Source organism: Amycolatopsis sp. NPDC005961 (assembly GCF_040629235.1).
Lineage (GTDB): Bacteria > Actinomycetota > Actinomycetes > Mycobacteriales > Pseudonocardiaceae > Amycolatopsis > Amycolatopsis camponoti.
In genome coordinates this window covers 1-21,345 of record NZ_JBEXVF010000085.1, presented here as the reverse complement: position 1 = coordinate 21,345, position 21,345 = coordinate 1, and the positions used below count along the sequence as shown (strand labels likewise).

25 protein-coding genes are annotated in these 21,345 nt (G+C 69.8%); 20 read left to right on the top strand and 5 right to left on the bottom strand.

The window, feature by feature from the left end; genetic code table 11:
- Positions 1–17 precede the first annotated feature (17 nt).
- The 12 genes from ABZ342_RS42705 to aroA all read left to right on the top strand — a co-directional run bounded on the left by ABZ342_RS42705 (position 18) and on the right by aroA (position 10,185).
- Positions 18–461 (top strand): hypothetical protein, encoded by a 444-nt coding sequence (locus tag ABZ342_RS42705; RefSeq protein WP_360485955.1) that lies wholly within the window; start codon positions 18–20, stop codon positions 459–461.
- A gap of 532 nt (positions 462–993) precedes the next feature.
- The gene (gene atpB / locus ABZ342_RS42700) at positions 994–1,779 is read left to right on the top strand and encodes a F0F1 ATP synthase subunit A (RefSeq protein ID WP_155541269.1); all 786 of its coding nucleotides are present in this window, start codon (positions 994–996) and stop codon (positions 1,777–1,779) included.
- Positions 1,780–1,834: 55 nt separating this feature from the next.
- Positions 1,835–2,095, top strand: coding sequence for an ATP F0F1 synthase subunit C (locus tag ABZ342_RS42695; RefSeq protein ID WP_155541270.1), 261 nt, complete (start codon positions 1,835–1,837; stop codon positions 2,093–2,095).
- A 29-nt stretch (positions 2,096–2,124) separates the two neighbouring features.
- Complete coding sequence (locus ABZ342_RS42690; RefSeq protein ID WP_155541271.1) at positions 2,125–2,685, top strand: F0F1 ATP synthase subunit B; 561 nt, start codon at positions 2,125–2,127, stop codon at positions 2,683–2,685.
- Positions 2,686–2,691: 6 nt separating this feature from the next.
- A complete protein-coding gene (locus ABZ342_RS42685) occupies positions 2,692–3,516 on the top strand; it encodes a F0F1 ATP synthase subunit delta (protein ID WP_360485950.1) in 825 nt (274 codons plus the stop codon).
- Positions 3,517–3,573: 57 nt separating this feature from the next.
- Positions 3,574–5,214, top strand: a complete 1,641-nt coding sequence (gene atpA, locus ABZ342_RS42680) for a F0F1 ATP synthase subunit alpha (protein ID WP_360485947.1) — start codon at positions 3,574–3,576, stop codon at positions 5,212–5,214.
- Positions 5,215–5,225: 11 nt separating this feature from the next.
- Positions 5,226–6,164 (top strand): F0F1 ATP synthase subunit gamma, encoded by a 939-nt coding sequence (locus ABZ342_RS42675; RefSeq protein WP_155541274.1) that lies wholly within the window; start codon positions 5,226–5,228, stop codon positions 6,162–6,164.
- The gene (gene atpD, locus ABZ342_RS42670; protein WP_285476233.1) at positions 6,164–7,591 is read left to right on the top strand and encodes a F0F1 ATP synthase subunit beta; all 1,428 of its coding nucleotides are present in this window, start codon (positions 6,164–6,166) and stop codon (positions 7,589–7,591) included. The genes ABZ342_RS42675 and atpD overlap by 1 nt, the downstream gene beginning before the upstream one ends.
- A gap of 114 nt (positions 7,592–7,705) precedes the next feature.
- The gene (locus ABZ342_RS42665) at positions 7,706–8,071 is read left to right on the top strand and encodes a F0F1 ATP synthase subunit epsilon (protein WP_155541276.1); all 366 of its coding nucleotides are present in this window, start codon (positions 7,706–7,708) and stop codon (positions 8,069–8,071) included.
- A 25-nt stretch (positions 8,072–8,096) separates the two neighbouring features.
- Entirely contained in the window at positions 8,097–8,531 is a 435-nt protein-coding gene (locus ABZ342_RS42660; protein WP_155541277.1) for a DUF2550 domain-containing protein, read from the top strand.
- Positions 8,532–8,615: 84 nt separating this feature from the next.
- Positions 8,616–8,936, top strand: coding sequence for a putative quinol monooxygenase (locus ABZ342_RS42655; protein WP_155541278.1), 321 nt, complete (start codon positions 8,616–8,618; stop codon positions 8,934–8,936).
- 10 nt (positions 8,937–8,946) lie between these two features.
- Entirely contained in the window at positions 8,947–10,185 is a 1,239-nt protein-coding gene (gene aroA / locus ABZ342_RS42650; protein ID WP_360485941.1) for a 3-phosphoshikimate 1-carboxyvinyltransferase, read from the top strand.
- On the opposite strand, the gene ABZ342_RS42645 is transcribed toward aroA, so the two are convergent.
- Positions 10,182–10,754 carry a cob(I)yrinic acid a,c-diamide adenosyltransferase gene (locus ABZ342_RS42645; RefSeq protein ID WP_155541280.1) on the bottom strand — a complete coding sequence of 191 codons (573 nt, stop codon included), beginning with the start codon at positions 10,752–10,754 and terminating at the stop codon, positions 10,182–10,184. The genes aroA and ABZ342_RS42645 overlap by 4 nt on opposite strands.
- Before the next feature lie 61 nt (positions 10,755–10,815).
- On the opposite strand from ABZ342_RS42645, the gene murA reads away from it, so the two are divergent.
- Positions 10,816–12,090: a UDP-N-acetylglucosamine 1-carboxyvinyltransferase gene (murA, locus tag ABZ342_RS42640; RefSeq protein WP_360485938.1), complete on the top strand. Its 1,275-nt coding sequence runs from the start codon at positions 10,816–10,818 to the stop codon at positions 12,088–12,090.
- A gap of 1 nt (position 12,091) precedes the next feature.
- Here the strand turns inward: murA and ABZ342_RS42635 are convergent, their stop codons facing one another.
- Entirely contained in the window at positions 12,092–12,685 is a 594-nt protein-coding gene (locus ABZ342_RS42635) for a TetR/AcrR family transcriptional regulator (protein ID WP_360485935.1), read from the bottom strand.
- Positions 12,686–12,784: 99 nt separating this feature from the next.
- On the opposite strand from ABZ342_RS42635, the gene ABZ342_RS42630 reads away from it, so the two are divergent.
- From ABZ342_RS42630 to ABZ342_RS42620, 3 genes are read left to right on the top strand one after another with little or no spacing between them, the layout of a single operon-like run.
- A complete protein-coding gene (locus tag ABZ342_RS42630) occupies positions 12,785–13,204 on the top strand; it encodes a nuclear transport factor 2 family protein (RefSeq protein WP_360485984.1) in 420 nt (139 codons plus the stop codon).
- Positions 13,197–14,015, top strand: a complete 819-nt coding sequence (locus ABZ342_RS42625; RefSeq protein ID WP_360485932.1) for an NmrA family NAD(P)-binding protein — start codon at positions 13,197–13,199, stop codon at positions 14,013–14,015. Before ABZ342_RS42630 ends, ABZ342_RS42625 begins: the two co-directional genes overlap by 8 nt.
- Complete coding sequence (locus tag ABZ342_RS42620; protein WP_360485929.1) at positions 14,012–15,202, top strand: alpha/beta fold hydrolase; 1,191 nt, start codon at positions 14,012–14,014, stop codon at positions 15,200–15,202. The genes ABZ342_RS42625 and ABZ342_RS42620 overlap by 4 nt, the downstream gene beginning before the upstream one ends.
- On the opposite strand, the gene ABZ342_RS42615 is transcribed toward ABZ342_RS42620, so the two are convergent.
- Positions 15,199–15,822, bottom strand: a complete 624-nt coding sequence (locus ABZ342_RS42615) for a LysE family translocator (RefSeq protein WP_360485926.1) — start codon at positions 15,820–15,822, stop codon at positions 15,199–15,201. The genes ABZ342_RS42620 and ABZ342_RS42615 overlap by 4 nt on opposite strands.
- On the bottom strand, positions 15,822–16,445 hold the full coding sequence (locus ABZ342_RS42610; RefSeq protein WP_360485923.1) for a LysE family translocator: 624 nt from the start codon (positions 16,443–16,445) through the stop codon (positions 15,822–15,824). The genes ABZ342_RS42615 and ABZ342_RS42610 overlap by 1 nt, the downstream gene beginning before the upstream one ends.
- 144 nt (positions 16,446–16,589) lie before the next feature.
- Between ABZ342_RS42610 and ABZ342_RS42605 the strand changes: the two genes are divergently transcribed.
- The 3 genes from ABZ342_RS42605 to ABZ342_RS42595 all read left to right on the top strand — a co-directional run bounded on the left by ABZ342_RS42605 (position 16,590) and on the right by ABZ342_RS42595 (position 19,762).
- Positions 16,590–17,108 (top strand): PH domain-containing protein, encoded by a 519-nt coding sequence (locus ABZ342_RS42605; protein ID WP_360485920.1) that lies wholly within the window; start codon positions 16,590–16,592, stop codon positions 17,106–17,108.
- A 59-nt stretch (positions 17,109–17,167) separates the two neighbouring features.
- Positions 17,168–17,659, top strand: coding sequence for a hypothetical protein (locus ABZ342_RS42600; RefSeq protein ID WP_360485917.1), 492 nt, complete (start codon positions 17,168–17,170; stop codon positions 17,657–17,659).
- 84 nt (positions 17,660–17,743) lie between these two features.
- On the top strand, positions 17,744–19,762 hold the full coding sequence (locus ABZ342_RS42595; RefSeq protein WP_360485914.1) for a protein meaA: 2,019 nt from the start codon (positions 17,744–17,746) through the stop codon (positions 19,760–19,762).
- Here ABZ342_RS42595 and ABZ342_RS42590 read toward each other — a convergent pair.
- A complete protein-coding gene (locus ABZ342_RS42590) occupies positions 19,755–20,309 on the bottom strand; it encodes a cysteine hydrolase family protein (RefSeq protein ID WP_360485911.1) in 555 nt (184 codons plus the stop codon). The genes ABZ342_RS42595 and ABZ342_RS42590 overlap by 8 nt on opposite strands.
- Positions 20,310–20,380: 71 nt before the next feature.
- On the opposite strand from ABZ342_RS42590, the gene ABZ342_RS42585 reads away from it, so the two are divergent.
- Positions 20,381–21,345: helix-turn-helix domain-containing protein (locus ABZ342_RS42585; RefSeq protein WP_360485908.1), on the top strand; the 965-nt coding region annotated here is incomplete at its 3' end.

The following is a 21,345-nucleotide window of genomic DNA, read 5'->3' as shown; positions in this document are numbered from 1 at the left end:
CGAGCAGGGAGCAGGCCGTGAGCGAGACCGAAACGCCCGAGCAGGAGAACCCGCACGCCAAGGTGGTGCTGCAGGCCGCCCGCGCGATGACGAAGGCTTCGCTGCTCGTCACGCCGCCCGCGGTGATCGTCTGCATCGCGCTCTTCAGCATCCTCAAGGGCATGCCCGGCTTCCTGGGCTCGCTCGTCGGTGGCGTGCTCGCCATGCTCGCGTCGCTGTCCACGCTCGGCATGATGCGGTTCAGCGCCGGCCAGGACCCGATGTTCGTCATGGTCATCGCGCTCGGCGGCTACGTCGTGAAGGTCGTCCTGCTGTTCGGGGCGCTGACCCTGCTGAAGGGCGTCACCGCGCTGCACCCGATGTCGCTCGGCATCACCATGATCGTGGCCATCATGGTCGCCGCCGCGGCCGAGTTCGCCGCCTTCCGCAAGACCAAGATCCCGACGATCATCCCCTCCTGACGACCGTCCGTTTTGTCGTGACCTTCCGTTACTCACGGTGAATCGGGCTGCGGCCGCCCGGGTGTGACTGGGGCCACAGACATGCGCTTTCGTGCGTGCCCCGGGACCGCGCCGAAGCTGCCGCCTGCACCGTTGCGCATCCGGTCCCTCCCGGGCCCGGACCAGGGTCCCGGGTCGACCCGGGACTTAGGTCCTGGGCTGATCGGTTGGTATGGAGTACGCCTGTACGGCACTGATTGACCTGCTGGTATGGTCCGCGTGAAGGGTGGCGGCCTCGGCTGCACGCTCCCTAAGACGAACCGCGATCAGCAGTGTGGCGACCGTGTAGTTCCGCCTCTCCGCCGCTGGTCCGAAGTAGACCGCAGGGCAGTGTTCACGCGAGACAACCCCGTGTGCAGAACGTGAAGCCGTGTTCATCGCACAGTGGGGCAGCCGCCTCCGGCGTCCCGATGCGTATCGGGTACGTTAAGTCCAGATCGTGACGATTCCCCCGGCGGAGTGAACGCCGGCCGGGAGAACCGGAAGGAGCCCAGTGGGCGCGCTGGTATTGGCCGAGGGTGCTGTGTTCGCACCGCCCGGCGCCGAAAGCTTCGAGTTGCCGGCGTTGTTCGGCGGAGTCACCAAGCCGATGCTGCTCGTCGTGCTCTCGGTGGTCATCATCGCGACGTACTTCCTGCTCGCGACCCGCAAGCTTCAGGTCGTACCCGGCAAGGGGCAGTTCGTCGCCGAGTCCATCTACGACTTCAGCCGCAACAACATCGCGCGCGAACAGATCGGCTCGAAGGACTTCAAGCGGTATGTGCCGCTCGTTTTTTCGTTGTTCACTTTCGTACTGGTGAACAACCTCTACGGGATCATCCCGTTGCTCCAGTTCCCGACCATGGCGCGATTCGGTTTCCCGGTCGCTCTGGCGGTCCTCGTCGTCTACCCGGTGTACCACTACGCGGGCTTCAAGAAGCACGGCTTCGCCGGCTACTTCAAGAAGGAACTCGCGCCCCCGGGTGTGCCGAAGGCGGTGCTCCCGCTCTTCTCGCTGATCGAGTTCGCGGAGAAGTTCTTCCTGAACCCGCTGACGCTCGCCATCCGTGTCTTCGCCGCCATGTTCGCCGGTCACCTGATCCTGGCGGTGTTCACGCTCGGCGGCACGTTCCTGCTGACCGAGACGTCGAGCTGGGCGCTCAAGCCGGTTTCGCTCGTGGCCTGGATCTTCGCCATCGGGATGACCTTCCTCGAGGCCTTCATCCAGGTCCTGCAGGCCTACATCTTCGCCCTGCTTTCGGCGGGGTACATCGGCGCCGCGCTGGCGTCGGAGCACTGAGAACACAAGCCCCCGATCCACGCGAGCGCGTGGACCGAAGTGAAGGGAAACGCACGTGAGCAACATCGTTCTGGCCCAGGCCGCCGCCGAGCAGGCCGCCAACATCAACCCCGGCCTCGCCGCCATCGGTTACGGCCTGGGCGCGATCGGCCCGGGCATCGGTGTGGGTTTGATCTTCGCCGCCGTCATCAACGGCACCGCGCGTCAGCCGGAGGCCCAGGGCAAGCTGCAGGGCATCGGCTTCTCGACCTTCGTGCTGACCGAGGTTCTGGCCCTGATCGGCATCGTCATCTACTTCATCGCCTCCGCCGCCTGAGTCAGCAGCTCATCGCTTAAGGAGACGCCGTGCTGAAGAGTGCAATGCTCCTCGCCGCAGAAGGCGAGACGCACAACCCGATCATCCCCGACATCTCGGAGCTGATCCTCGGCATCGTCGCCTTCCTGATCCTGCTGTTCATCCTCAAGAAGTACGTCGTCCCTCGCTTCGAGGCCGCGTACGACGAGCGTGCGCAGAAGATCGAGGGTGGCATCGAGAAGGCCGAGAAGGCTCAGGCCGAAGCCGAAGACGCGCTCGCGAAGTACCGGGCGCAGCTGCAGGAAGCCCGTAGCGAGGCCGCGAAGATCCGCGACGACGCCCGGCTCGAAGCCGAGCAGATCAAGGCGGAGCTGCGGGCCGACGCGGAAGCCGAGTCCCAGCGGATCATCGCCCAGGGCCAGGCTCAGCTGCAGGCTCAGAAGGCGCAGATCATCGCCGAGCTGCGGGCCGACATGGGCCGCAACGCCGTGGAGCTGGCCAGCCGCATCGTTGGTGAGTCGCTCGAAGACGAGGCGCGCCGTCGTGGCACCGTCGACCGGTTCCTCGCGGAGCTGGACACCGCCGGTGCCGCTGGTGGAGCGGGGAAGTAGACCGGAATGACGCTGCATGCTGCGAGCCGTGAAGCGCTCGGCCTCGCCGAGGAACGCCTCGGCGAGGTTCTGGCCGACGCAGGAGCCGACTCCGCCACGGTCGGCGACGAGCTGCTCTCGGTCGTCGACCTGCTGGACCGGGAGAGCGGCCTGCGCCGGGCGGTGAGCGACGCTTCGACGACACCGGAGGCGCGCGCCGCGCTGGTGCGCCGGCTGTTCGACGGCAAGCTGTCCGAACCGGCCTTGAAGGTGCTCGACGCCGTGGCGGGCAGCCGCTGGTCCAGCCCTCGTCAGCTGGTCGACGGGCTCGAGTCGCTCGGTCACTCCGCGCTGCTCACCGCGGCCGAGAAGACCGGCAACATCGACACCGTCGAGACCCAGCTGTTCCAGGTCTCGCGGGTCGTCGCCAACCACCCGGAGCTCGAGACGGCGCTCGCGGACCTGGCCGCTCCGGCGGAGGCCAAGCGGACGCTGGTGCGCGGGCTGTTCGCCGACAAGGTGGACGTGGTCACCGAGACCCTCGTCGAGCAGGTCGTCCGCCGGGCCAAGGGCCGCGGCGTCGGCGCCGGGCTCGACGCGCTGGTCAAGCTGGCCGCGGACCGCCGTGAGCGCTCGGTCGCCTACGTGACCAGCGCGAGCGCCCTGACCGACGAGCAGGCCGCCCGGCTGGGCGCGAAGCTGAACGACATCTACGGGCGGTCGATCGCACTGCACGTCGAGGTCGACCCCGGTCTCGGCGGCGGGCTCGTCGTCCGCGTCGGCGACGAGGTCATCGACGGGAGCGCGGCGGGTCGGCTGGCGGCCCTGCGCAGGCGGCTGGCCCGGGCATAGCTCCAGGTCACACAAGACTTTGCATACTGGCAAGAACGAAGCGAGAGCGGGAAAGACATGGCCGAGCTGACGATCTCCTCGGATGAGATCCGTAGCGCGATCGAGAACTACGTCTCGAGTTACGCCCCGGACGTGAGCCGGGAAGAAGTTGGCGTCGTGATCGACGCGGGTGACGGTATCGCCCACGTCGAGGGCCTCCCCTCGGCCATGGCCAACGAGCTGCTCGAGTTCCCCGGCGGCGTCCTGGGCGTCGCACTGAACCTGGACGCGCGCTCCATCGGTGCCGCGATCCTCGGCGACTTCGAAAGCATCGAAGAGGGCCAGCAGGTCAAGCGCACCGGCCAGGTCCTGTCCGTGCCGGTCGGCGACGGCTACCTCGGCCGGGTCGTCAACCCGCTGGGCGCCCCGATCGACGGTCTCGGCGACATCGAGACCACCGACCGCCGCCCGCTGGAGGTCAAGGCCGCTTCGGTGGTCGAGCGCCAGCCGGTGTCGGAGCCGCTGCAGACCGGCATCACCGCCATCGACGCGATGACCCCGATCGGCCGCGGCCAGCGCCAGCTGATCATCGGTGACCGCAAGACGGGCAAGACCGCCGTCGCCGTGGACACGATCATCAACCAGAAGGCCAACTGGGAGACCGGCGACCCGAAGAAGCAGGTTCGCTGCATCTACGTCGCGATCGGCCAGAAGGGCTCCACGATCGCCGCGGTCAAGAAGTCCCTCGAGGACTCGGGCGCGATGGAGTACACCACCATCGTCGCCGCCCCGGCTTCGGACTCCGCCGGCTTCAAGTGGATCGCGCCGTACACCGGCTCGGCCATCGGCCAGCACTGGATGTACGAGGGCAAGCACGTCCTCATCGTGTTCGACGACCTGACCAAGCAGGCCGACGCGTACCGCGCGATCTCGCTGCTGCTGCGCCGCCCGCCGGGCCGCGAGGCGTTCCCCGGCGACGTCTTCTACTTGCACTCCCGTCTCCTCGAGCGGTGCGCCAAGCTCTCGGACGAGCTGGGTGCCGGGTCGCTGACCGGGCTGCCGATCATCGAGACGAAGGCCAACGACGTGTCGGCCTACATCCCGACGAACGTCATCTCGATCACCGACGGCCAGTGCTTCTTCCAGTCGGACCTCTTCAACGCCGGTCAGCGCCCGGCCATCGACGTGGGCATCTCGGTGTCCCGCGTGGGTGGTGCCGCGCAGGTCAAGGCGATGAAGAACGTTTCGGGCTCGCTCCGGATCGACCTGTCGCAGTACCGCGAGCTGGAGGCGTTCGCCGCCTTCGCTTCGGACCTCGACGACGCTTCGAAGGCGCAGCTCGAGCGCGGTGCCCGGCTGTACGAGGTGCTCAAGCAGCCGCAGTACTCGCCGGTCCCGGTCGAGGAGCAGGTCTGCACGGTGTGGCTGGGCACGAACGGCCACTACGACTCGGTCCCGACCGAGGACGTGCGCCGGTTCAACCACGAGTTCCTCGACTCGGCCCGCCGCAAGCACGCCGACATCCTGGGCGCGATCCGCGACACCGGGAAGTTCGAGGACGAGACGGCCGAGAAGCTGGTCGCCGCGGTGAACGAGTTCAAGAAGGAGTTCACCACGTCCGAGGGCAAGTCCCTCGTCGAGGCGGACGCCGACGCCATGGACGCCGACAAGGTCGGGCACGAGACCGTCAAGGTCAACAAGCCCGCCCCGAAGAAGTGAGCTGATAGCTCATGGCCGCACAACTCCGGGAACTCCGGTCGCGCATCAAGGCGACCAAGTCGATCGGCAAGATCACCAAGGCGATGGAGCTCATCGCCACCGCGCGCATCACCAAGGCGCGGGCGAAGGTCGCCGCTTCCCGGCCGTACGCCGACGAGATCACCAAGGTGCTCTCGGCGCTGGCCGGTGCGGCGGCCAACCTCGACCACCCCATGCTGGTCGAGCGCCCGAACCCGAAGCGGGCCGCTGTCCTGGTCGTGACCAGTGACAAGGGCCAGTGCGGTGGCTACAACTCCAACGTGCTGCGCGCGACCGAAGAGCTGCTCGCCCTGCTCCGCTCCGAGGGCAAGGAAGCGCAGGTCTACGTCACCGGCAACAAGGGCCTGAACTACTACCGGTTCCGCAACCGCGACGTGGTGGACGGCTGGACGGGCTTCTCCGACCAGCCGACCTACACCGCGGCGGTGGAGGCGGGCGAGGCCCTCGTCCGGTCGTTCATGGCCGGCGTCGACGACGAGCACGGCAACACCGACGGTATCGAGGGTGTCGACGAGATCCACATCGTCTACACCGAGTTCGTGTCGATGCTGACGCAGCGCCCGACCGCCAAGCGCGTCGCGCCGCTCGAGGTCGAGTACTCCGAGGGCGAAGAGGAGAAGCCCGCCGGGCTGCTCCCCAGCTACGAGTTCGAGCCGAGTGCCGACAAGCTGCTGGACGCGCTCCTGCCGAAGTACATCAACACGCGGCTCTACGCGGCGCTGCTCGAGTCCGCGGCGTCCGAGCTGGCCGCCCGCCGGACGGCGATGAAGGCCGCGTCGGACAACGCGAACGACCTGGTCGGCAACCTGACGCGGGAGATGAACCAGGCCCGCCAGGCCCAGATCACCCAGGAGATCTCCGAAATCGTCGGTGGCGCGAACGCGCTCACCGCAGCAGGAAGTGATGATTGATGACCAGTACTGAAGCCCCGCGCGCCAAGGGGCGCATCGTGTCGGTGACCGGTCCGGTCGTCGACGTCGAGTTCCCGCGCGGTTCCGTGCCCGACCAGTTCAACGCGCTCAAGGTCGAGATCGAGTTCGAGCAGCTGCGCAAGACGGTGACCCTCGAGGTCGCCAGCCACCTGGGCGACAACCTCGTCCGCACCATCTCGCTCCAGCCGCAGGACGGCCTGGTCCGGGGCGCCGAGGTCACCGACACCGGCAAGCCGATCACCGTGCCGGTGGGCGACAAGGTCAAGGGCCACGTCTACAACGCGCTCGGCGAGTGCCTCGACGAGCCCGGCTACGGCGACGACCTCGAGCGCTGGGGCATCCACCGCAACCCGCCTTCCTTCGACCAGCTCGAAGGCAAGACGGAGATGCTGGAGACCGGCCTGAAGGTCGTCGACCTGCTCACCCCGTACGTCCAGGGTGGCAAGATCGGCCTGTTCGGCGGGGCCGGCGTCGGCAAGACGGTGCTCATCAAGGAGATGATCACCCGTGTCGCCCGGAACTTCGGTGGTACGTCGGTGTTCGCCGGGGTCGGCGAGCGCACCCGTGAGGGCAACGACCTCTTCCTGGAGATGAGCGAAGACGGCGTCATCAACGACACCGCCCTCGTGTTCGGCCAGATGGACGAGCCGCCGGGCACGCGCATGCGCGTCGCCCTGTCCGCGCTGACCATGGCGGAGTACTTCCGCGATGTGCAGAACCAGGACGTGCTGCTGTTCATCGACAACATCTTCCGGTTCACCCAGGCCGGTTCCGAGGTGTCGACCCTGCTGGGCCGCATGCCTTCGGCCGTGGGTTACCAGCCGACGCTGGCCGACGAGATGGGTCAGCTGCAGGAGCGGATCACCTCGACCCGGGGCCGGTCGATCACCTCGATGCAGGCGATCTACGTCCCCGCGGACGACTACACCGACCCGGCCCCGGCCGCGACGTTCGCCCACCTGGACGCCACCACCGAGCTCTCGCGTGGTGTCTTCCAGAAGGGCATCTTCCCGGCGGTGGACCCGCTGGCGTCGACGTCGACGATCCTCGACCCGGCCATCGTCGGCGAGGATCACTACCGGGTGGCTTCCGAGGTCATCCGGATCCTGCAGAAGTACAAGGAACTGCAGGACATCATCGCGATCCTCGGTATGGACGAGCTCTCGGAAGAGGACAAGCTCACCGTTCAGCGCGCGCGCCGCATCGAGCGGTTCCTGTCGCAGAACATGCTGGTCGCCGAGGCGTTCACGCAGATCCCGGGCTCGACGGTGCCGCTCTCGGAGACCATCGAGTCGTTCGACCGCATCTCGAAGGGTGACTTCGACCACTACCCGGAGCAGGCGTTCCTGGGTATCGGTGGCCTCGAGGACCTCGAGAAGAAGTACAAGGAAATCACCAAGAAGTGACTCCGTGAGCACGGCGGGGGCAGTGTCCACTGTGGATGCGCGCCCCCGCCGTTCTCGTAGTCGACGACAGACCTATTACACTCGGTGGTAACACCCCGAGCGAAGGAGTGCTACGTGGCTGAGATGTCCGTGGAGCTGGTGGCCGTCGAGCGCCGTCTCTGGTCGGGTACCGCCACTTTCGTGGTGGCCCAGACCACCGAGGGTGAGATCGGCGTCATGGCCGGCCACGAACCCGTGCTCGGGCAGCTCGTCGAAGGTGGCGTCGTCAAGGTGACGACCACCGACGGCGAGACGGTCTGCGCGGCCGTGCACGGTGGATTCCTCTCCGTGACCGGTACCGGGGTGAGCATTCTCGCCGAGAGCGCCGAGCTGTCCGACGAAATCGACGTCGACGCGGCGAAGGCGGCACTGAGCGCCGACGACGAGACCGAGCGGACGAGGGCCACGGCCCAGCTCCGCGCGGCAGGTCAGTCGGCCTGAGCGGGAGACGGGCAGGAGCCGGGCCGTGAAGATCACCGTGGTGGTAGCCGGGCTCCTGATCGTGCTCGCCGTGCTGGTCGCCTGGTACGGCCAGCGGTGGATCCGGATGCGCCGCGGCGGGGGCGTGAGCGTCGCGCTGCGGTGGCGTCCCGACGCCGCGCGGTCCAGCTGGCACCTGGGGCTGGGCCGCTACGAGGGCGACGAGTTCGTCTGGTACCGCGTGTGGAGCCTGCGGACCGGCCCGGACCGCGTCTTCCAGCGCGAAAGCATGCAGATCGCCGACCGGCGCGACCCGTCCGGGACCGAGGCCTACGCCGTTCCCGAGGGCTCGACCGTGCTGCGCTGCGAGTCGGAGACCCAGGAGGCGATCGAGATCGCCATGGGGCCGGGCGCGCTGACCGGGTTTCTTTCGTGGCTCGAATCCGCCCCGCCCGGGCGACGCCTTCCGCGCGCGTCCTGACCTGTTTGTCTCGCTGTGTTGTCTCGCTGTGTTTGTCTCAAACTGGGACAGCCACGGCTTCCGATTTGGCCTACGGTTGAGCGCATGATCTTCATCGTCGTCAAGTTCCCGGTCAAGCCCGAGCATGCGGAAAACTGGCCGGAAATCGTCGCCGACTACACCCGGAACACCCGCGCCGAGGACGGCAACCGGTTCTTCGAGTGGTCCCGCAGCCTCGAGGACAAGAACACCTACGTCCTGGTCGAGGGTTTCGAGGGCCAAGACGCCGCGGTCGCGCACGTCGGCTCCGACCACTTCAAGTGGGCGGTCGCGAACCTGGGCGCCTACATCAGCGACAACCCGCAGATCATCAACGTCCAGGATGCCTCCGACTGGGGCCCGATGGCCGAGATCTCGCCCCACTAAACTGGGGTTCGTGACCCTCGTCGAGATCCCCGGCTCCAAGTCCGTCACCGCCCGCGGCCTGTTCCTGGCCGCCGCCGCGAACGGCACCACGACCCTCGGCCGTCCGCTGCACTCGGACGACACCGAAGGCTTCGCCGAGGGACTCGTCAAGCTCGGCTACCGCGTCGACCGGCAACCGGGCGCGTGGACGATCGAGGGGCGCCCGTCGGGTCCGGGCGTCGCTTCGGCCGACGTCTTCTGCCGCGACGGCGCCACGACGGCCCGGTTCCTGCCCGCGCTGGCCGCGGCCGGCACCGGGACGTTCCACTTCGACGCGTCCGACCAGATGCGCCGGCGCCCGCTCGGCCCGCTGACCGACGCACTGCAGGAGCTGGGTGTCGACCTGTCCTTCGAGGGCGAGCCGGGCCACCACCCGCTGACGATCCGCGCGAACGGCGTCAAGGGCGGTCCGCTGACCCTCGACGCGGGGCTGTCGTCCCAGTTCCTGACGGCGTTGCTGCTGCTCGGGCCGTTGACGGCGGAGGGACTGCGGATCACGGTGACGGACCTGGTCTCGGTGCCGTACGTCGAGATCACGCTGGAGATGATGCGGCGCTTCGGCGTCGACGTCCGGCGCGAGGGCAAGACGTTCGTGGTGCCGGCGCAGCCGTACCAGGCGTGCGAGTACCCGGTGGAGCCGGACGCGTCGACGGCCAGCTACTTCCTGGCCGCGGCGGCGGTCACGGGCCGCACGGTGACCATTCCGGGCCTCGGCTCGTCCGCCCTGCAGGGCGACGTGAAGTTCGCCGACGTGCTGCGGGAGATGGGCGCGCACGTCGAGCTGACCGAGGACTCGGTGACGGTCGCGGGCCCGTCGGACGGCCTGCGCGGCGTCACGGTGAACATGCGCGACATCTCGGACACTGTCCCGACACTGGCGGCGATCGCGCCGTTCGCTTCGGGCCCGGTGCGCATCGAGGACGTCTACAACACGCGCATCAAGGAGTGCGACCGGCTCGACGCTTGCGAGGAGAACCTGCGCGCGATGGGCATCGCCGTCGAGACCGGCCGGGACTGGATCGAGATCCAGCCGGGGGAGCCCACCGGCGCGCTGGTCAAGTGCCGGCGCGACCACCGGATCGCGATGGCGTTCAGCATCACGGGCCTGCGGACGCCGGGCATCACCCTGGACGACCCGGAGTGCGTGAAGAAGACGTTCCCCGGCTTCCACCAGGCGCTGGGATCGCTGCGGGAGAGCTGGGGGATCTAGGGCTGCCCGCCCGGCTGCCACAGCACGTCACCCTCGGGGTTCGCCAGCCGGGCGAGGATGAACAGCAGGTCCGACAACCGGTTCAGGTACTTCACCGCGATCGGGTTGGTCGTTTCCGGCTCGGCCTCGTGCAGCGCCCACGCGCTTCGCTCCGCGCGCCGCGACACCGTGCGCGCCTGGTGCAGGAACGCCGCACCCGGCGTCCCGCCCGGCAGGATGAACGACGTCAGCTTCGGCAGGCGTTCGTTGAACTCGTCGCACCAGCCTTCGAGCCGCTCGACGTACTTCTCGGTGATGCGCAGCGGCGGGTACGGCGGGTCGTCGGAAATCGGCAGGCACAGGTCCGCGCCGACGTCGAAGAGATCGTTCTGCACCGCACGCAGCACGTCGGTGACCTCGGCGGGCAGGGCGCCCATCGCGATCGCCAGGCCCAGCACCGAGTTCGTCTCGTCCGTGTCGGCGTACGCGCCCAGGCGGGGGGACGTCTTGGGCACGCGGGACCCGTCGCCGAGCGCGGTCGTGCCGCTGTCGCCGACCTTCGTGTAGACGCGGTTGATGCGAACGACCATGAACCCACCATAGCGGCCCCCGCCCGGGCCGAATCCGGGCGAGAGGGCATGATTGGCGGCCATGAGCGAGCACTTCGACGTGCATGGCGGAGCCCGGCTGGTCGGCGAGGTCGACGTGGTCGGCGCGAAGAACAGCGTGCTGAAGCTGATGGCCGCGGCCCTGCTGGCCGAGGGCACCACGACCATCACGAACTGCCCGCAGATCCTGGACGTCCCGCTGATGGGCGACGTGCTGCGGAGCGTCGGGTGCGAGGTCGTCATCGAGGGCGACACCGCCACCATCACGACGCCGGCCGAGCTGTCGCACCGCGCGGACTCGGCCGCGATGGGCAAGCTGCGCGCGTCCGTCTGCGTGCTGGGCCCGCTGGTCGGGCGGCTGAAGCAGGCCGTCGTGGCGCTGCCGGGCGGCGACGCGATCGGCTCGCGCCCGCTGGACATGCACCAGAACGGCCTGCGCAAGCTGGGCGCGACGAGCACGATCGAGCACGGCTGCGTCGTCGCGAAGGCCGAGACGCTGGTCGGCGCGCAGATCTGGCTGGACTTCCCGAGCGTCGGCGCGACCGAGAACATCCTGATGGCGGCCGTGCTGGCCGAGGGCACCACGGTCATCGACAACTGCGCGCGCGAGCCCGAGATCGTCGACATCTGCACGATGCTGACCGAGATGGGCGCGAAGATCGAGGGCGCCGGCACGTCGACGCTGACCGTCCACGGCGTGGAGCAGCTGCACCCGACCGAGCACAGCGTGATCGGCGACCGGATCGTCGGCGCGACCTGGGCGTTCGCCGCGTCGATGACCCGCGGCGACATCACCGTCCGCGGCGTCAACCCGCACCACCTCGACCTGGTGCTGAACAAGCTGCAGCTGGCCGGCGCGGACGTCGAGACGTTCGGGGACAAGGGTTTCCGCGTGGTCCAGCCCGAGCGCCCGAAGGCGGTCGACTGGGTGACGCTGCCGTACCCCGGCTTCGCGACCGACCTGCAGCCGTTCGCGGTGGCGCTCTCGGCGGTGTCCGAGGGCACGTCGATGATCACGGAGAACGTCTACGAGGCGCGCTTCCGGTTCATCGAAGAGATGATCCGCCTCTCCGGCGACGCGCGCACGGACGGCCACCACGCGGTGGTCCGCGGCGTGAAGGCGCTGTCGAGCGCGCCGGTCTGGGCGTCCGACATCCGCGCGGGCGCCGGCCTGGTGCTGGCCGGCCTGTGCGCGGACGGGGTCACCGAGGTCTGGGATGTCTTCCACATCGACCGCGGCTACCCGCACTTCGTCGAGAACCTGAACCGCCTGGGCGCCAACATCGAGCGCGTCGCGGGCGAACCGGCCCGGACGTGAGTCACCCGCCCTGCGCGCCCAGTGCGCGCAGGGCGAACTCCACCAGCCGGTCCACGTAGTCCGGCTCCGCTTCCGCGAGGCGGACCACCAGGCGCCAGTAGATCGGCGCCGCCAGGATGTCGAGCGCCAGTTCCATGTCCAGGTCCTCGGCCAGCTCGCCGCGCGCGATCGCGCGGCGCAGCATCGCCTCGCCGACCTCGCGGCGGGGGCCGCCGATGGCCTCGCGCAGGCCGCGGCCGCGGTCCGGCTTGCGGGCGTCCTCCGCGACCAGGTCCGGCAGGATCCGGGAAAACAGCGGGTGCGTCAGCCAGTCGATCAGGGCCTGCATCGTTTCGCGCAGGTCTCCGCGCAGCGAACCCGTGTCGACCTCCGCCGCGCGGCTCACGCTGAAGTCCGTCACCACGGACGCGATCATCTGCTCCTTGGACACCCACCGCCGGTACAGCGCGCTCTTGCCGACGCCGGCGCGTTTCGCCACGGCTTCCATCGACAGCCGCCCGTAGCCCTGCTCGGCGAGTTCCCACATGACGGCGTCGGAGATCGCCTGCGTGACCTCGGGCTGGAGGACCGCTGCGCCGGTCGGGGTGCGTGCCATGGGCGCAGTGTAGCGGGTGGACGGGACGGTACCGTCCCGTCTAGAGTTACGTCGGGACGGTACCGTATCGTCCACATGTTCAAGGAGGCTCCGATGGAGCTGCGCGACCTCGTCGACCACGGGATCGACTTGCTGCTGAAGCACGACATGTCCGGGTTCGCCGGGCTCTGGGCCGAGGACGGCGTCCTCGAGTTCCCGTTCGCCGGCCCGGGCTACCCGAAGCGCGTGGAAGGCCGTGAGGCGATCACCGAGTACCTGCGCGACTACCCGAACCTGCTGGACATCCGCGAGGTCGTCGCGAAGACCGTGCACGAAACGACCGACCCGGCCGTGGTCGTCGCCGAGTTCACGGTCGCCGGGGTCGTGGTGGCCACCGGGAAGCCGTACGAGCTGTCGTACATCGCGGTGATCACCGTCGAAGACGGCGAAATCCGGCACTACCGCGACTATTGGAGCCCGCTCGCCGCGGCCGAGGTCCTCGGCGGCGTCGAAGAGCTGACGGCGGCCTTCGGTGGCTGACGTCCTGGTCCTCGGCGGTACCGGGACGACCGGGCGCCGGGTCGTCGCGGGCCTGCGTGCCGCGGGGTTCGCGGCGCGGGCGGCCACGCGCAAGCCGGGCGAGCCCGGTCAGGTCCGGTTCGAGTGGGCCGACCGCTCGACCCACGCCGGCGCACTGCGCGACGTCTCCGCGGTGTACCTGCTGGCACCGATCGGCGAGGCCGAGCCCGTGGGCCTGGTCGAGCCGTTCCTCGACGACGCTCTCGCCGCCGGCGTCCGCCGGGTCGTCCTGCTCAGCTCGTCGGCCGTCACGGCGGACACGCCCGGGCTCGGCGACCTGCCGCGGCTGGTGCGCGAGGCGCCGGAGTGGGCCGTGCTGCGGCCGTCCTGGTTCATGCAGAACTTCACCGGCGAGCACCTGGTCGCCCAGGGGGTGCACGACGGCGAGATCGTCACCGCCACCGGGGACGCGCGGGTCGCGTTCGTCGACGCCGGCGACATCGCGGCGGTCGCCGTCCGCGCGCTGACCGACCCCGAACCGCACAACACCGAACACGTGCTCACCGGTCCCGATGCGTTGAGCTATTCCGAAGCCGCATCGATCATCGCCGCGCGCACCGGGCGCCCGGTGCGGCACCGCGCGGTGAGCACCGCCGAATTCGCGGCCCGCGTGAGCGCGTCCGGGATCCCGGCGGAGTTCGCCGCCGTGCTCGCCGCCCTCGACGAGGACATCCGGCGCGGTGCCGAAGACCGCGTCACCCCGGCCGTCGAAGAGGTCACCGGCCGGCCCGCCCGCCCGTTCGAAACCTTCGTGGAGGAGGAGATCCGATGAAGCAGATCATGTTCACCGAAGACCCGCAGTTCTGGTTCGAGACCCTGCGCCTGTTCGGTCACTCGTCCTACGGCGGTTCGGACTTCGGCGAGGTCGTCGCGGCGGCGTCGACCGTGACGGCCGGCGACTACGACAGCTGGCACGACGCCTACCGCGCCCTGGCCGACCGGCTCTACGCCGAGGCCGCGGACGCCGGGCCGATCACCGCGCGGGACCTGCTGCTGCGCGCGTCGACGTACTACTTCTCGTCGGAGTTCTTCCTCCACGGCGACCCGGCCGACCCGCGCATCGCGGCGGCCTACGACCGCAGCGTCGAGTGCTTCCGGCGCGCGGGTGTCGCGGAACCGGTCGAAATCCCTTACGAGGGAACGGTTCTGCAGGGGTACTTCTACCGCGCGCCGGGCGAGGGGCCGAAGCCGGTGCTGATCATCCACAGCGGTTTCGACGGCAGCGCCGAGGAATGCCACTTCATGGGTGCGGCGACCGGAGCGGAGCGCGGCTACCACGTGCTGACGTTCGACGGCCCGGGCCAGCCGAGCGCGATCCGGCGCGACAAGCTGGTGTTCCGGCCGGACTGGGAGCACGTCGTCACGCCGGTGGTGGACTTCGCGCTGGGACTCGACGGCGTCGACGCGTCGCGGATCGCGCTGATGGGCATCAGCCTCGGTGGCGTGCTCGCCCCGCGCGCGGCCGCGTTCGAACCCCGGCTGGCGGCGGTCGTCGCGGTGGACGGTGTGTACGACGCGGGTTCGGCGGTGACTTCGCTGCTGCCGTGGCCGCGCGAAGAGATCGTCCGGCGGGCGAACGCCCCGGAGGACGCGGAGTTCGACGCGATCCTCGCCGCGGGCCGCGAAGCCAGCCCGACGCTGCGCTGGGCGTGCGACCACGGCCGGTACGTCCTGGGCGCGGCGACCGACCGCGAGTTCATCGCGAAGTACCTCGAGTACACGCTGGAGGACGGCATCGCGGAGAAGATCACCTGCCCGACGCTCGTGTGCGAGGCGGCGGACGACCTGTTCTTCGGCGGGGAGACCGAAACCGAGCCGCGCCGGCTGTACGACCACCTGAACGCACCGAAGACGCTGATGACGTTCACCGCGGAGGAAGGCGCGGACGCGCACTGCCACGTCGGCGCCCAGCGGCTCGCGGCCGGCCGGATCTACGACTGGCTGGACCGGACGCTCTAGCCTTCGACGGCGAGCGCGGCCCCGAAGCCGAGCAGGGCGGCGCCGGTGATCCCGTCGAGAGTCCGGCGGACCCGGCGTCGCCGCAGCCACCCGCGCACCCGGTGCACGAACAGCAACAGCAGCACCTGCCACACCACGCCGAGCGCCGCGACCGTGTAGGCCAGCAGGAGCGAATCGGCGAAGGTCGACGCCGGCGTGAGGAACTGCGGCAGCACCGACAGGTACAGCACGATCACCTTGGGGTTGGTGATGTTCGACAGGAACCCCTCCCGGAACCGGCGTCCCCGCGTGCCGCGAGCGCGGCGGACGTCGTCGAGGGCTTCGTAGTTCCCGCGCCAAGCGCCGCGCAAAGCCTGGACCCCCAGGAAGAGCAGGTAGGCCGCGCCCAGCCACTTCACGGTCTCGAACAGGGGCTGGTAGCGCGTGATCACCGCGCCCAGGCCGAGCGCCACCGCCGTGCCCTGCAGGAAGTTCGCGACACTGATGCCCGCGCACGCCCAGCCGCCGCCGCGGGCGCCGCCGGTCAGGGCGTTCTTCAGCACCACCATGGTGTCCGGACCCGGCATCATCGCCAGGAACGCCATCATCCCGGCGAAGCCGAGGTAGGTGCTCAACGTCATCAGGACTCCAGGGCGAGGGCGGCGCCGAACCCGAGCAGCGCGGTGCCGGTGACGCCGTCCAGCGTACGGCGCACCCGGCGGCGGCCCAGCCATGCGCGGACGCGGTGCACGAACACCAGCAGCACCAGCAGCCACAGGCCGCCGAGCACCGCGACGGTGTAGGCCAGCACCAGCGAGTCCCCGATGCTCGACCGCGGGGTCAGGAACTGCGGCAGCACGGACAGGTACAGCACCAGCACCTTCGGGTTCGTGATGTTGGAGAGGAACCCCTCGCGGAAGCGCCGGAACCCGCTCGCTTTACGGCGTTGCGTGTTCTCGACGACGTCGTAGTTCCCGCGGAAAGCCCCGCGCAGCGCCTGGAAGCCGAGGAAGACGAGGTAGGCCGCACCGACCCACTTGAGCGCGAGGAACACCGGCTGCGACCGTGCGATGAGCACGCCCAGCCCGAGCGCCGCGGCGCTGCCTTGGACGGCGTTGCCGGCGAAGATGCCGAGCGACGCGAGCAGCCCGCCGCGGAACCCGCCGGAGAGCGCGTTCTTGAGCATCACCATCGTGTCCGGGCCCGGCGCGAGCACGATCAGCACCACGATGAGCAGGTAACTTCCGTAAGCACTCCACGTCACGGCTGCCCACGCTAATCGAGGGGTACCGGTGCGGTCTCGCGGATTTCCGTCACATCGCCGGCCTTGCGGGCACGGAGCGTGCGCGGGTGCGTACAGCGCGCTCGAGGCTCGGCGGGAGTGGTCTCCGCAGAGTAGTGTTCGGCCATGTCAGCAGGGGAAATCGAGCTTTTGCCCGGTGAGCGCGTGCTCTGGGCGGGAGAGCCGGTCCAGCGCCCGTTCTACGTCGCCGCGGACGGGGTGATCGCCCCTGCCGGACTCATCGTCACCGTCGCCGCGCTCTGGTTCCTGCTCGCGAAGCAGCCCAGCGGAGGTGCCATGGCCGGGGCCGTCGTGGTGCTGGTGATCGGCTTGTACGGCGCGGTCGGCCGGTCCGCCGTCCGGTACCTCGCGCTCGGGCGCACCACCTACGCCGTGACGGACAGCCGGGTCATCGCGCGGTCCGGGCTGTTCCGGCAGAAGGAACGCGCGAGCGAGCTGGCCGGGCTCCCGGCGCCGGTCCTCAAGCCGGGGCCGTCCCGCGCCGGCACCATCACCTTCGGACCGGGCGCGGTGACGCTGATGGGCGTCGGCGAGCCCAAGCGCGTCCGCGACCTGCTCACCAAGGCCATCGACGAGGCCAAGGCGCGTCAGGCGCCGCCGGAAACCGGCACTTCGGCCGCCTGAAGGCAACCGGCACGGCCTTCCGGAGCGTCAGCCCGGCAAAGACGACCGGGGAGAGTGCAGTGGATGAGCCGATCATCGTCCTGGAGCCGGGTGAGTGGCTGCTGTGGTCGGGCCGGCCGCAGCGGGTCGTCCCGACCGGCCTGGAGTGGTTCCGCCTCGTCTTCGGCACCGTCCCGGCGGCGGTGTTCGCCGTCGTCACCTTTCCGGGCGGCTTGACGCTCGTCGTCCTGGCGCTCGCCGCCGTCTGGGGGCCGGTGCTCTGGCGGCTGTGGACGACGCATCGCGCGGTGTACGCGGTGACCGATCAGCGGGTCGTCGTGGCCGACCGCGTCTCGGGCTACACCCGCACGTGGATGGACTTGACCACCCCGGTCACCTCCCCCGGCCGCGGCGGCCTCGGCAAGCTCACCTTCCACCCGCCGGTCGTCACGGTGGACATCTTCGGCTTCGGCTTGCCGAGCCGGAACCAGCAGCGCCCGATCGTCCTGTTCGCCGTGCCGGACGCCGGGGGCCTTCGCGACCTGATCGTGCAGGCGCAGGACGCGGACTGAGTCACCCGGACGTGTCCGATTGCACTGCCACCATAAGTTACCGATCGGTACACTCAGCGAAACGTCCACCGCCGGAGGTGCCCAGTGCCGTACCCAACGGACCGCGAGCGAGACCGACCGTGGGTGATGCGGACCTACGCGGGCCACTCCTCGGCGGCCGCGTCGAACGAGCTCTACCGGCGCAACCTCGCCAAGGGCCAGACCGGCCTCTCGGTCGCCTTCGACCTGCCGACCCAGACCGGCTACGACCCGGACCACCAGCTCAGCCGCGGTGAGGTCGGCAAGGTCGGCGTGCCCGTGTCGCACATCGGCGACATGCGGCGGCTCTTCGACGGCATCCCGCTCGCCGAGGCGAACACGTCGATGACGATCAACGCGCCCGCCATGTGGCTGCTCGCGCTGTACGTCTCCGTGGCGCGCGAGCAGGCCGAGGCCGAGGGCCGCGACGTGGACGAAGTCCTGGCGAAGCTCACCGGGACCACGCAGAACGACATCATCAAGGAGTACCTGTCCCGCGGGACCTACATCTTCCCTCCCGGGCCGAGCCTGCGGCTGATCACCGACATGATCGCGTGGACCGTGCACCACGTGCCGAAGTGGAACCCGATCAACATCTGCAGCTACCACCTGCAGGAAGCCGGCGCGACGCCGACGCAGGAGGTCGCCTACGCACTGTGTACCGCGATCGCCGTGCTCGACGCCGTGCGCGACTCCGGGCAGGTCGACGCGGCCGACATGGCGAAGGTCGTCGCGCGGATCTCGTTCTTCGTCAACGCCGGGGTGCGGTTCGTCGAGGAGATGTCCAAGATGCGCGCGTTCACCGCGCTCTGGGACGAGCTCACCCGGGACCGTTACGGCGTAACGGATCCGAAGGCGCGCCGCCTGCGCTACGGCGTCCAGGTCAACTCGCTCGGGCTCACCGAAGCCCAGCCGGAGAACAACGTCCAGCGGATCGTGCTGGAGATGCTCGCGGTGTCGCTTTCGCGCGGCGCCCGCGCCCGCGCGATCCAGCTGCCCGCCTGGAACGAGGCGCTCGGCCTGCCCCGGCCGTGGGACCAGCAGTGGGCGCTGCGGATGCAGCAGGTGCTCGCGTTCGAGACGGACCTGCTGGAGTACGAGGACATCTTCGACGGCTCGCACGTCATCCAGGCCAAGGTCGACGAGATCATGACCGGTGCGCGGGAGGAGATCGCCCGCGTGCAGGACCTCGGCGGCGCGGTCGCCGCGGTCGAGAGCGGCTACATGAAGTCGCAGCTGGTCGGTTCGCTCGCCGAGTACCGGCGGGGCATGGAAAACGGCGAGCGGATCCTGGTCGGCGTCAACAAGTTCGAAACGACCGAGCCGTCGCCGCTGCAGGCCGAAGGCGCGAAGGCGATCGAGACGATCGACCCCGCCGTCGAGAAGGCCGCCGTCAGCGCGATCGAGGAGTGGCGCACCCAGCGCGACGACGCCGCCGTCGAACGGTCACTGGCCACGCTGAAGGAACGCGCGCGGACCACGGAAAACCTCTTCGAAGCCACTGTGGACTGTGCGCGGGCCGGCGTGACCACCGGCGAGTGGTCCGGCGCGCTGCGCGAGGTGTTCGGCGAATACCGGGCGCCCACCGGGGTTTCCGCGGCCGCGGCGGGCGGCGGGGGCGACCCGGAGATCGAGCGGGTGCGCGAACGCGTCCGCGCCACCGAAGCGGAACTGGGCGAGCGGTTGCGGATCCTGGTCGGCAAGCCGGGTCTCGACGGGCACTCCAACGGCGCCGAGCAGGTCGCCGTCCGGGCGCGCGACGTCGGCTTCGAGGTCGTCTACCAGGGCATCCGGCTGACGCCCGAGCAGATCGTCGCGGCCGCGGTGCAGGAGGGCGTGCACGTCGTCGGGCTGTCGGTGCTCTCCGGTTCGCACCTGGAGGTCGTCCCGCACGTCGTCGACGGCCTGCGTGCCGCGGGTGCGGGCGACGTCCCGGTGATCGTCGGCGGCATCATCCCGCCGGACGACGCCGCGCTGCTGACCGAGCGCGGCATCGCCCGCGTGTTCACGCCGAAGGACTACGAGCTGACCGGGATCATGGACGGCATCGTCTCGCTGATCCGGGAGCGCAACGGCCTCAGCTGAGGCCGGCCAGGATCTCCTTCGTGGACTTCACGGTGGCGAACTGGTTCGCCAGGTTCGCCGCCGTGACGCGGTACAGCTCGTCGGCGGTGACGACGTCGCCGTCCACGCCCGGCAGGTCGAACGTGAACGTCGCGTCGAGCGCGAAAGTCACGTCGTAGCCCAGGTTCCCGCCCATCCGCGCGGTGGTTTCGCAGCAGAAGTTCGTCTGGATCCCGGCCAGGACGAAGCTCGTGATGCCGCGCTTGCGCAGCCACGTGTCGAGGTCGACGTCGCCGATGAAGGCCGAGTTGACCTGCTTGCCGAACACGAGGTCCGGGCGGGCGCCGTCGAGTTCGGGCTTGAAGTCGTTGCCGGGCTGGCCGGGCCGCAGCGGCGAGTCCGGCCCGGTCGAGTCGTGGTGCACGAGTACGACCGGGAGCCGCCGCTCCTGCCACGCGTCGAGCAGGGCCTTCATGTTCGCCTCCGCGCCGGGGTTGTTGCGCGGGCCCCAGACGGGCTCGTCGAACCCGCGCTGGACGTCGATCAGGATCAGTGCCGTTTCGGTCATGACGTCGAGTTTCGCGGGTTTCTGGCGCTCAGGGGAGTGGCAGAAGACGCGCGATGCGGTACTTTCCTGCCATGCGCACGATCGGCGTTCTGCTCCTGCCGGGCACCCGGATGTTCGACCTCGCGGTGATCGGCGAGGTCTGGGGCCAGGACCGGACCGACAGCGGGATCGGCCCGTTCGCCCTGCGGTTGTGCAGCCAGGGCCGGGTCCGCACCGCCGTCTCGCCGTTCGGCGACGTCGCGGCGACGCACGGGCTGACCGGCCTCGACGGCTGCGACCTCGTCCTGGCGCCGGGCCGCGACGACCCGCTCGCGCCGGTGCCGTCCGCGGCCGTCACCGCGCTGCGCCGGGCGCACCGGGACGGCCGGACGGTCGCGGGGCTGTGCTCCGGCGCGTTCACGCTGGCCGCGGCCGGCCTGCTCGACGGCCGTCCGGCGACGACGCACTGGCGCGACTTCGACGCCTTGACCCGCGTCGCGCCGCGGGCGGACCTCCAGCGTGACGTGCTCTACACCGACGACGACGGCGTCCTGACCTCTGCGGGCGTCGTCGGCGGCCTCGACCTGTGCCTGTACCTGGTCCGCCGCGACCACGGCGCGGACGTCGCCGCCGCCCTCGCACGGCGGCTGGTGATGCCGCCGGCGCGTGAAGGCGGGCAGCGGCAGTACGTCGACAGTCCGGTGCCTTCCGCCACGCAGCCCGGATTGTCGTCCACAATGGACTGGGCGATGGCGCGGCTCGGTTCCGGCATCGGGGTCGAGGACCTCGTCGGGCACGCGCGGATGAGCGAACGGACGTTCCACCGCGAGTTCGCCGCGGCGACCGGGGTGACGCCGGGGCGCTGGCTGCGCGTGCAGCGCGTCCGGCTCGCGCAGCGCCTGCTGGAGACGACGGCGCTGCCGGTCGAGCGGGTCGCCGAGCGATCGGGGCTGGGTACGGCGGCCAACCTGCGACGACGGATGCGCGCCGAGGTGGGCGTCGGCCCGGACAGTTACCGGCGCACTTTCCGGTCCGGAAGGGCTACGGTCGGGGAATG